Here is an 8,606-nt window from a genome sequence, read left to right on the forward strand (position 1 = left end):
GGCGCTCGATCTCATAGGCGCAAAATCCCCGACGCCAAGCACCCAATGCGCCACCGCGACACTAGAGCTGAATAGCTTTGATCTCGACAAACTCACCCAACCCCTCCTCCCCCCACTCCCGCCCATTCCCCGACTGCTTATACCCCCCAAACGGCGCCTGGTAGTTGAACGCCCCGCCATTGACGAAGCACTGCCCCGCCCGCAGCTGTCGCCCCAACTGCACCGCCTTGTCCCGGCTCCCGGCCCACACCGCACTGGACAGCCCGAACGGCGAATCGTTGGCCAGCGCAATCCCCTCGGCCTCATCGCCATAAGGAATCAGGCACAACACCGGCCCAAAGATCTCCTCCTGGGCAATACGCATCCGGTTGTTCACATCAGCAAAAATCGTCGGCGGCACATAGAACCCGCGTTCGAACCCCGGCGCCGTCTCCCCGCCACACAACAGCCGCGCGCCCTCCTCCAGGCCGACCCGAATGTATTCCTGCACCGTACGCCGCTGCCCCGCCGAACACATCGGCCCGAGGAAACTGCGCGGGTCCTGCGGGTCACCCATCACCAACCCACGCGCCTCGTCCACAGCAATCTCCACTGCCTCGGCATAACGCGACGCCGGCAACAACATGCGGGTCAGCGCCGTGCAGGTCTGCCCGGAGTTGATCATCACGTCCTGCACGCCATAGCGCACCGCCGCCTCAAGGTCCGCATCCGCCGTGATCAGCAACGGCGACTTGCCCCCCAGTTCCAGGCACACGCGCTTCACCGACGGCGCCGCCGCCTGGGAAACCCGCACACCGGCACCGGTCGAGCCGGTGAACGAAACCATGTCCACCTGCGGATGCCGCGCCAGCGCCTCACCCACTTTCGCCCCCGGCCCACTGACCAGGTTGAACACCCCGGCCGGCAGCCCGATGGCCTCGATCATCTCGGCGAGCAAGAAGGCATGCAGCGGGGTTTCCTGGCTCGGCTTGACCACCACCGTGCAACCGGCGGCCAAGGCCGGCGCCAGCTTGCCGATCAATTGGTGCAGCGGGTAGTTCCAGGGGTTGATGAAGGCACACACGCCCACCGCCTCGCGATACACCAGCGAGTTGCCGACCTCGCGCACTTCGTCCATCAGCCCGGCCAGCTCGACGTACTGTTCGAGGCCGACGATCGGGCCCTCGACCTGAACTGACCGACACCACTGCACCGGCATGCCCAGCTCGGTAGTAATCACCGCAGCCATCTCGTCGGCACGCGCCTTGAGCTGTTCGGCCAGGTCACGAATGAACCCGGCACGCACGGCGGATGAGGTCCGCGACCAGTCCGTGAACGCCCTGCGCGCCGCATCGACTGCCCGTTCCACATCCGCTTCGTTACCCAGCGGCACCTTGCCGGCGACCGCCTCGCTGGCCGGGTCGATCACCTCGGCCATGCCCTGCCCCACCGGCTGCTGCCAGCGTCCATCGATGAACAATCGGCTGTATTCACGCATTGCGCTGCGCCTCCATCAGCTCGCGGGCACACAGGGCGATGCGTCGGCACGCTTCGCGCAGCGGCGCCTCGCCGACCACCAGCCCCAGGCGAATATGCCCGGCAGCGCTCGGGCCGAAGGCTTCGCCCGCCAGCACCGACACACCGTGCAGGTCGAGCAGGCGGTTGGAGAAGTCCTGGGCGCTGAGCCCGGTCTCGCGGATGTCGACCATCACGAACATCCCGCCATCGGGCTTGAGCGCCCGCACACCTGGGCAGTCGGCAAGGCTTTCGCATACCAGGTCGCGACGCTGGCGGTAGGCTTCGCGCATGGTGGCCAGCTCCGGCAATTGCAGCTCCAGCGCGGCCACCGCCGCATCCTGGATGAAGTCGGGCGAGCCATAGAGCATGCACAGCGCCAGATTTTCCAGGTGCCCGGCCAGCGCCGACGAACCCACCACCCAACCAACCCGCCAGCCGGTCATGGCATGGGACTTGGACAGGCTGTTCAGCGTCGCCGTGCGCTCGGCCATGCCCGGCAGACTCGCGGGGCTGATGTGCTCGCCGTCGAACAGCAGCTCGCTGTACACCTCGTCGCTGATCAGCCACAGGTCATGGGCGATGCACAGTTCGGCCAGGGCCTCCCAGGTGCTGCGCGGCAGGCTGGCGCCGGAGGGGTTGTGCGGGCTGTTCAGCGCCAGGGCGCGGGTGCGCGGGGTAATCCGCGCGGCGACGTCTTCGGGCTGCACGCGAAACCCATGTTCCGAACGCACCGGCACCGGCACCACCTTGGCACCGCAGGCGCCGAACACCGCTTCGTAGGTGACATACATCGGCTCGGCGACGATCACTTCATCGCCCGGTTCCAGCACGCACTGCGCCACGCAGAACAGCGCGCACTGCGCCCCGGCCAGCACCGTCACCTGGTCGGCCGTCACCGCGTGGCCGCTACGTTGCTGGTGGCGGCGGGCGATGGCCTCGCGCAGGCTGCGCTTGCCACGCACATCGGCGTAGTGGGTGTTGCCCGCATGCAGGCTATCCACGGCGGCCTGCACGATCGGCGCGGGGGTGTCGAAATCCGGGTCGCCGACCGACAGCAGCAGCACGTCGCGCCCCTGTTCGAGCATGGCCAGGGCGCGGTAGTGGATCTCCCACGCGGCGGCGCCGTCACCGGCGATACGTTGGGTCAATGAGGAAAAACGCATGGCAAGTATCCTGTTGTGCGGGATGGGCTCAGCGCGCGCAGGCGTGCTTGAGCTCGATCAGGGTCACGCCGTTGCGGCCGAAGCCGCCGCGCATGTCCCGTTGCAGTTCGTCGAGGCTCTGCGGCTCGGCCACCGTGCAGCCGAACGCGCGGGCAAGGCCGGCGAAGTCCGGGTTGCGCGGCAGTACGCCGATGGGCTCGATGTCCAGGTTGAGCATGTCGTCGCGGATCTGGCCGAGTGCGTCGTTGTTCCACAGCAGCACCACCAGCGGGCGGTCCAGTTCCTCGACCGCAGTGGCCAGCTCCTGCGCCGTATAGAGGAAGCCACCGTCACCGACCAGCACCAGCCCCGGGCGATCGGCACTGCCGAACATCCCGCCGATCCCCGCCGGCAGGCCGTAGCCGAGGGTGCCGTAGCCGGTCGGGTGCAGCCAGCTGCGCGGCGCCCGGCTGTTGAAGACGTAGTTGCCGGTGTAGGCCAGCTGGGTCATGTCGGTGCTGATGAAAGCGTTGTCCGGCAGCTCTGCGGCGATCCGGGCCAGGATGGACTGGTGGATCGACTGCAAGGGGCCATGGCTCGCCTGCACGGCGCTGCGCAGACAGGCCACCGCTGCACTGGCCTGGGTGGCATCACGGACGCTGTCCGGCAGCTGTTCGAGCAGCGCCGCCACGGTCTGCCGGGCATCGCCGTGCAATGCCACCGCGCAGGGGTAGAAGTCGTTGAACTTGCGTGGGTCGATATCCACCCGCAGCAGCTCGCCGTTCAGTGGCAGGCGCTCGCGCCAGAAGTCGGTGTCGGCCATCTCGGTGCCGACCGCCAGCACCACATCGGCCTCGGCGATCAGCTCCCAGCCCGCTTCCACACACAGGGTGGAGCCGGCATTGAGTGGCGAGTCCAGCGGCGCCAGCCCTTTGCCGGCGACGCTGGTGAAGAACGGCGCGGCCAGGCGTTTGCTCAACAGCTGCAGCTCGGCACCCGCCTGCAGCGCACCACCGCCGGCGATGATCATCGGGCGCTTGGCTGCCGCCAACTTGCCGGCGGCCTGCTCCAGGCTCTCGGCATTGGCCGGGCCGCGAGCGGGGCGGCGCACCACTTCATTGCTCCAGTCCCGCGCCACCGGCGCCGCCAGCACGTCCAGCGGCACCGAGATATGCACCGGGCGCGGGCGCTCGCTGTCGAACACGGCGTAGGCGCGGGCGATCAGCTCGGGCAGGTCTTCGGCCTTCAGGGCCACGGTCGAGAAGGCGGTGATCGGCGCCGTCATGGCGCGCTGGTCCTGGGTCTCGTGCAGGCAGCCCCAGCCTTTGCCCAGGCTCGCGGTGTGGTTGACGCTGGAGATCACCAGCATCGGGATCGAGTCGGCATAGGCCTGGCCGATGGCGGTGGCCGCGTTGGTCACGCCGGGGCCGGTGATGATGAAGCACACCCCCGGCTTGCCGCTGACCCGGGCATAGCCGTCGGCCATGAAGCCGGCGCCCTGCTCGTGGCGCGTCAGGACGTGGCGGATGCCGCTGCCGGGCAGGCCGCGATACAGCTCCAGGGTATGTACACCGGGAATACCGAAGACGGTATCGACCCCGTAGTTGGCCAGCAGGCGCACCAGCGCCTGGCCACCGGTCAGTGTTTGGTTCGTCATGTTCATGTCCTTACACCTGGCCGAGGCGGATCAAGGCATCGACCGCGGTGGTGCCGGTGGCACCGACCATCAATGGGTTCACATCCAGCTCCAAAAGCTGGCTGGCGTTCTCGCAGGCGTAGTCGGCCACGGCACGGATGGCCGCGACCAGCGCGTCCAGGTCCGCTGCCGGCTTGCCACGGAAGCCCTGCAGCAGCGCCGCGCTGCGCAGGCCGAGCAGCGCATTGCGAATGGCACCGTCGGTGGTCGGCAGCAGCAGGCTTTTGCTGTCCTTGAGCAGCTCGACGAGGATGCCGCCCGCGCCGATCACCAGCGCCAGGCCGAAGTCCGGCTCGCGCTTGATGCCGACGATCAGCTCGGCCAGTGGCGCACCGGCCATGGGTTCAAGCAGGACCTGATCGAAGGGAACCTCTGGCGCGTAGGCGGCAATGCGTGTGCGCATCTGCTCCAGTGCACGCCCGAGCGCCGCCTCGTCGCCAAGGTTCAGCGCCACGGCACCGGCCTCGGTCTTGTGCGGCAACTGCGCGCTGACGGCCTTGAGCACCAGCGGGAAGCCAACTTTGCGGGCATCGTCCAGCGCGTTCTGCGGGCTGCTCAACACGCCATTCGGGATGGGCAGACCGAAGCCCCGCAGGGCCTGTTTCGATTGCCACTCGTTGAGCAGCTGACTGTCACCGGCAAGCGCCTGCGGGCACAGCGGTACCAGCGCCGACTCGCCCAGCGCCAACAAGGCCTGACGATTCTGCGCGTAGCGGGCCACCCGGCCCCATGCTGCCAGGCCATCCTCCACCCCTTGCAGCGCCGGTACACCGGCAGCGTGCAAGCGCTCGCGGGCGCTGGCCGGCAGCAGCTCGGGGAAGGCCGAGGTGACGAAGCCGGTCTTGCCGTGGCGTTTGAGCGCCGCGCCGTACAGCTCCAGCAGCAGGTCGCATTCCTTGCGCTCGCCGGTGAATTCGGCGGGGTAGTCCAACACCAGCATCGCGGCGTCGGCGTCGCTGCGCAGGGCACTGTCGAGCATGCGTTGCTTGGCCGGTCCGTCGCCCCAGATCGCCGTGGTGAAGTCCAGCGGGTTGACCAGGTTGGCGTAGGCCGGCAACACCTGGGCCAGTTCCTCGACCTGGCCAGCGTCGAGGGCAGGCAGACGCAGCTGATTGCATTCCGAGTAGTCGGCGATCAGCCCCGCATCGCCGCCCGAGCAGGCCAGCGCGATCAGGCTGTCACCCTTGGGCAGGTTGCCGCAGGCGGCGGCCTTGAGGGTTTCGACGAAGCTGACCGGGCCGCTGACGCGGATCACGCCCAGGCGCTCGAACAGGCTGTCGTAGAGGGCGTCGGAGCCGGACAGCGAGCTGGTATGACTGAGCGCAAGCTCCGCGCCGATTTGCGATACACCGGTCTTCAACGCGATGATCGGGATGCCCTTCTCCAGCGCCTTGTGGGCCGCGCGAGCGAAGCCCGGCACGTTCTTCAGGCCTTCCAGGTGCAGGCCGATGGCCGTTACGCGGGGCTCGTCGAGCAGCACGTCCATCAACTCGGCGATGCCCAACTGCGCCTGGTTGCCGACCGAGGCCATGTAGGCCACCGGCAGCGAACGGTCGCTCATCGACAGGTTGTAGGCGAAATTGCCGCTCTGGGTCAGCACTGCCACGCCCTTGTCCACCGCCTTGCCGCCGTGGGCCACAGGCCACAGGGCGGCGCTGTGCAGGTAGTCGAGCAGGCCGTAGCAGTTGGGCCCGAGCAGCGCCATGTCAGCGGCGGCTTTGATCAGCTGCTGTTGCAGGGCCTGGCCCTCGGCGCCACATTCGGCGAAGCCCGAGGCATAGCAGATCGCCCCGCCCGCCCCTTTGGCGGCGAGTTCGGCGACACAGGTCAGGGTCAGTTCACGGTTGGTGGCGATGAACACCGCGTCCGGCGCGCAGGGCAGCTCGGCCACGCTGCGCACGCAGGGTACGCCGTCGATGCTGTCCTGCTGCGGGTTCACCAGCCACATCTGGCCGGGGTAGCCGCCGTCGGCGCAGCGCTTGAGCGCGCGGGCCATGCTACGCCCGCCGATGAAGGCCAGGTGCCGGGGCGCCAGCAGGCGTTTGAGGTTGTCACGAATGGCTTGCGACATGGCGTTTCTCCGATCAGCGCAGCAGCGGGCGCAGCAGTTCGCGCGAGATGATGTGCCGCTGGATCTCCGAGGTACCTTCCCAGATCCGCTCGATCCGCGCGTTGCGCCAGATGCGCTCGACCGGGCCTTCGTCCATCAGGCCCATACCGCCGTAGATCTGCACGGCCTCGTCGGCGACCTTGCCGAGCACTTCGCTGGCGAACAGCTTGGCCATGCCGGCCTCGCCGTCGGTCATGCTGCCCTGGTCCATCTTCCAGGCGGTGTGCAGGGTCAGCAGCTCGGCGGCGCGGATCTGCGTGGCCATGTCGGCAAGCTTGAACGACACGCCCTGATAGGTGCCGATCGGCTGGCCGAACTGCTTGCGGTCGGCCGCCCATTGCAGCGACACATCCAGCGCGCGCTGGGCCTGGCCGACGCAGTTGGCGGCGACCATCACCCGGCCAGCCGTGAGCCAGGCGTTGGCCACATCCCAGCCCTTGCCGACTTCACCGAGTACCTTGGCGGCCGGCACCTTGCAGTCGTCAAAGAACAGCTCGTAGGTGTGGTAGCCACGGTTGCTCACGCATTTCGGGCCGCGGCGGATGGTCATGCCCGGGGTGCCGCGATCGACCAGGAAGGCGGTGACGGCGTTGCGCTTCTTGCCGTTGTGCTCGTAGGTGTCGGTAACGGCGAAGACGATGGCGAAGTCGGCGTGCCCGGCGTGGCTGATGAAGTGCTTGCTGCCGTTGATGACGAAGTCGTCGCCTTCGCGCACGGCGCGGGTCTTGATCGAGTTGGCGTCGGAGCCGGCGCCCGGTTCGGTGAGGGCGAAGCAGTCGGTCTTCTCGCCGCGGATGCACGGCAGCAGGTAGTCCTCGACCTGCTGGCCGGTGCAGGCCATGAGGATTTTCGAAGGCCGCGCGACGAACACGTGCAGGGCCCAGGAGACTTTCGACAGCTCGCGTTCGATCAGCGCCTGGGACAGGTAGTCGAGGCCGCCGCCACCGACTTCCTCGGGCATGTTGAACGCGTAGAAGCCGGCCGCGATGGCCTTGCCGCGGATCTGCGCGGCGAGCTCGGGAGAGACTTCATCAGCGCGGTCCACAGCTTCTTCATGGGGCAGCAACTCCTTGGCGACGAAGCTGCGTACGGCATCCACCAACATTTCTTGTTCTTGGGTCAGTTGGAAATTCATGGCCTGTTCCTGGGTAACCGGGGAATGAGTGTGCTTATTTGCCGCTGAAACGGGGTGCGCGTTTTTCCGTGGCGGCGCGCAGGGCTTCGTTGCCGTCCTCGCTGCGACCGCAGAGCAGGCCGGCCGCGAGTTCTGCCGAGAGCTGTTCGGCCAGCGTGCGCGAGGCGCCGTCTCTGATCAGGCGTTTGGTCTGGGCATAGGCGAAGGTCGGGCCCTGGGCCAGGCGCGCCGCCAGTTCGGCGGTGGCGGTAGGCAGTTGGTCGTCGGCGACCACTTCACCGACCAGGCCGGCAGCCAAGGCGCGCTCGGCGCCCCACAGCTCGTCGAGGAACAGCAGGCGCTTGGCTTGTTCGCTGCCGATCAGCCGTGGCAGGTGCCAGCTGGCGCCGGCGTCCGGCGAGTAGGCCATGCTGGTGTAGCCGGCCTTGAAGCGCGCCGACTGGGCGGCCAGGCGCAGGTCGCAGCACAGCGACAGGTCCATACCGGCGCCGACGGCGGTGCCGTTGATGGCGGCGAGGGTGGGCTTGTCCAGGTTGTGCAGGCACTGCATCAGGGCGTGGGCGGTTTCGGTCCAGCCGTAGGTTTCCAGGGCGCCACGGGCTTCGGCCTCGGCCCATTCGGCGAGGTCGGCGCCAGCGCAGAAGCTGCGGCCAATGCCGGTCAGCACCACCACACGCACGGCCGGGTCGGTGTTGTAGGCCTCGAGGGTGGCGTGCAGTTTTTTCAGGGTCGGGATGTCCAGCGCGTTGCGCTGTTCGGGGCGGTTCAGGGTGATCCAGGCGACGCCGGCTTCGACTTGCGTGAGTAGGGACGACTGAGCGGTCATGACGGGCCTCGAATTATTGTGATGGGTGTGAGGGGGCGACTTGAGGCTCATGCTAAACGAGTGTTCAACAAGGAGGCAATTGGGGGAGGGAGCGGTGTTACAACTTCGAACAAGTGGTGTGAAATCAGGGAACGGAGCCGGATCGCGTTTGGGCCATCAGCTGCATGGCGACACATTTTCAGCGCCTGTGAGATCGAGCG

Annotated in this window: 6 protein-coding genes; all 6 read right to left on the reverse strand. The window is 67.6% G+C overall.

Features of this window, described 5'->3' with window-relative positions; genetic code table 11:
• Positions 1-61 precede the first annotated feature (61 nt).
• Genes PPL01S_RS23825 through PPL01S_RS23850 form a run of 6 tightly spaced genes read right to left on the reverse strand, consistent with a single transcriptional unit; the run spans position 62 to position 8,406 of the window.
• Positions 62-1,477, reverse strand: coding sequence for an aldehyde dehydrogenase family protein (locus tag PPL01S_RS23825; RefSeq protein ID WP_016391089.1), 1,416 nt, complete (start codon positions 1,475-1,477; stop codon positions 62-64).
• Positions 1,470-2,660 carry a pyridoxal phosphate-dependent aminotransferase gene (locus tag PPL01S_RS23830; protein ID WP_016391088.1) on the reverse strand — a complete coding sequence of 397 codons (1,191 nt, stop codon included), beginning with the start codon at positions 2,658-2,660 and terminating at the stop codon, positions 1,470-1,472. The genes PPL01S_RS23825 and PPL01S_RS23830 overlap by 8 nt, the downstream gene beginning before the upstream one ends.
• Before the next feature lie 28 nt (positions 2,661-2,688).
• The gene (locus PPL01S_RS23835) at positions 2,689-4,296 is read right to left on the reverse strand and encodes a 5-guanidino-2-oxopentanoate decarboxylase (protein WP_028625617.1); all 1,608 of its coding nucleotides are present in this window, start codon (positions 4,294-4,296) and stop codon (positions 2,689-2,691) included.
• Between the two features lie 10 nt (positions 4,297-4,306).
• Positions 4,307-6,406 (reverse strand): acetate--CoA ligase family protein, encoded by a 2,100-nt coding sequence (locus PPL01S_RS23840; protein ID WP_028625618.1) that lies wholly within the window; start codon positions 6,404-6,406, stop codon positions 4,307-4,309.
• Positions 6,407-6,419: 13 nt separating this feature from the next.
• Positions 6,420-7,580, reverse strand: a complete 1,161-nt coding sequence (locus tag PPL01S_RS23845; RefSeq protein WP_008090440.1) for an acyl-CoA dehydrogenase family protein — start codon at positions 7,578-7,580, stop codon at positions 6,420-6,422.
• Positions 7,581-7,614: 34 nt separating this feature from the next.
• On the reverse strand, positions 7,615-8,406 hold the full coding sequence (locus tag PPL01S_RS23850; protein ID WP_028625619.1) for an enoyl-CoA hydratase/isomerase family protein: 792 nt from the start codon (positions 8,404-8,406) through the stop codon (positions 7,615-7,617).
• Positions 8,407-8,606: the final 200 nt, after the last annotated feature.

This window comes from Pseudomonas plecoglossicida NBRC 103162 = DSM 15088, assembly GCF_000730665.1.
Taxonomy (GTDB): domain Bacteria; phylum Pseudomonadota; class Gammaproteobacteria; order Pseudomonadales; family Pseudomonadaceae; genus Aquipseudomonas; species Aquipseudomonas plecoglossicida.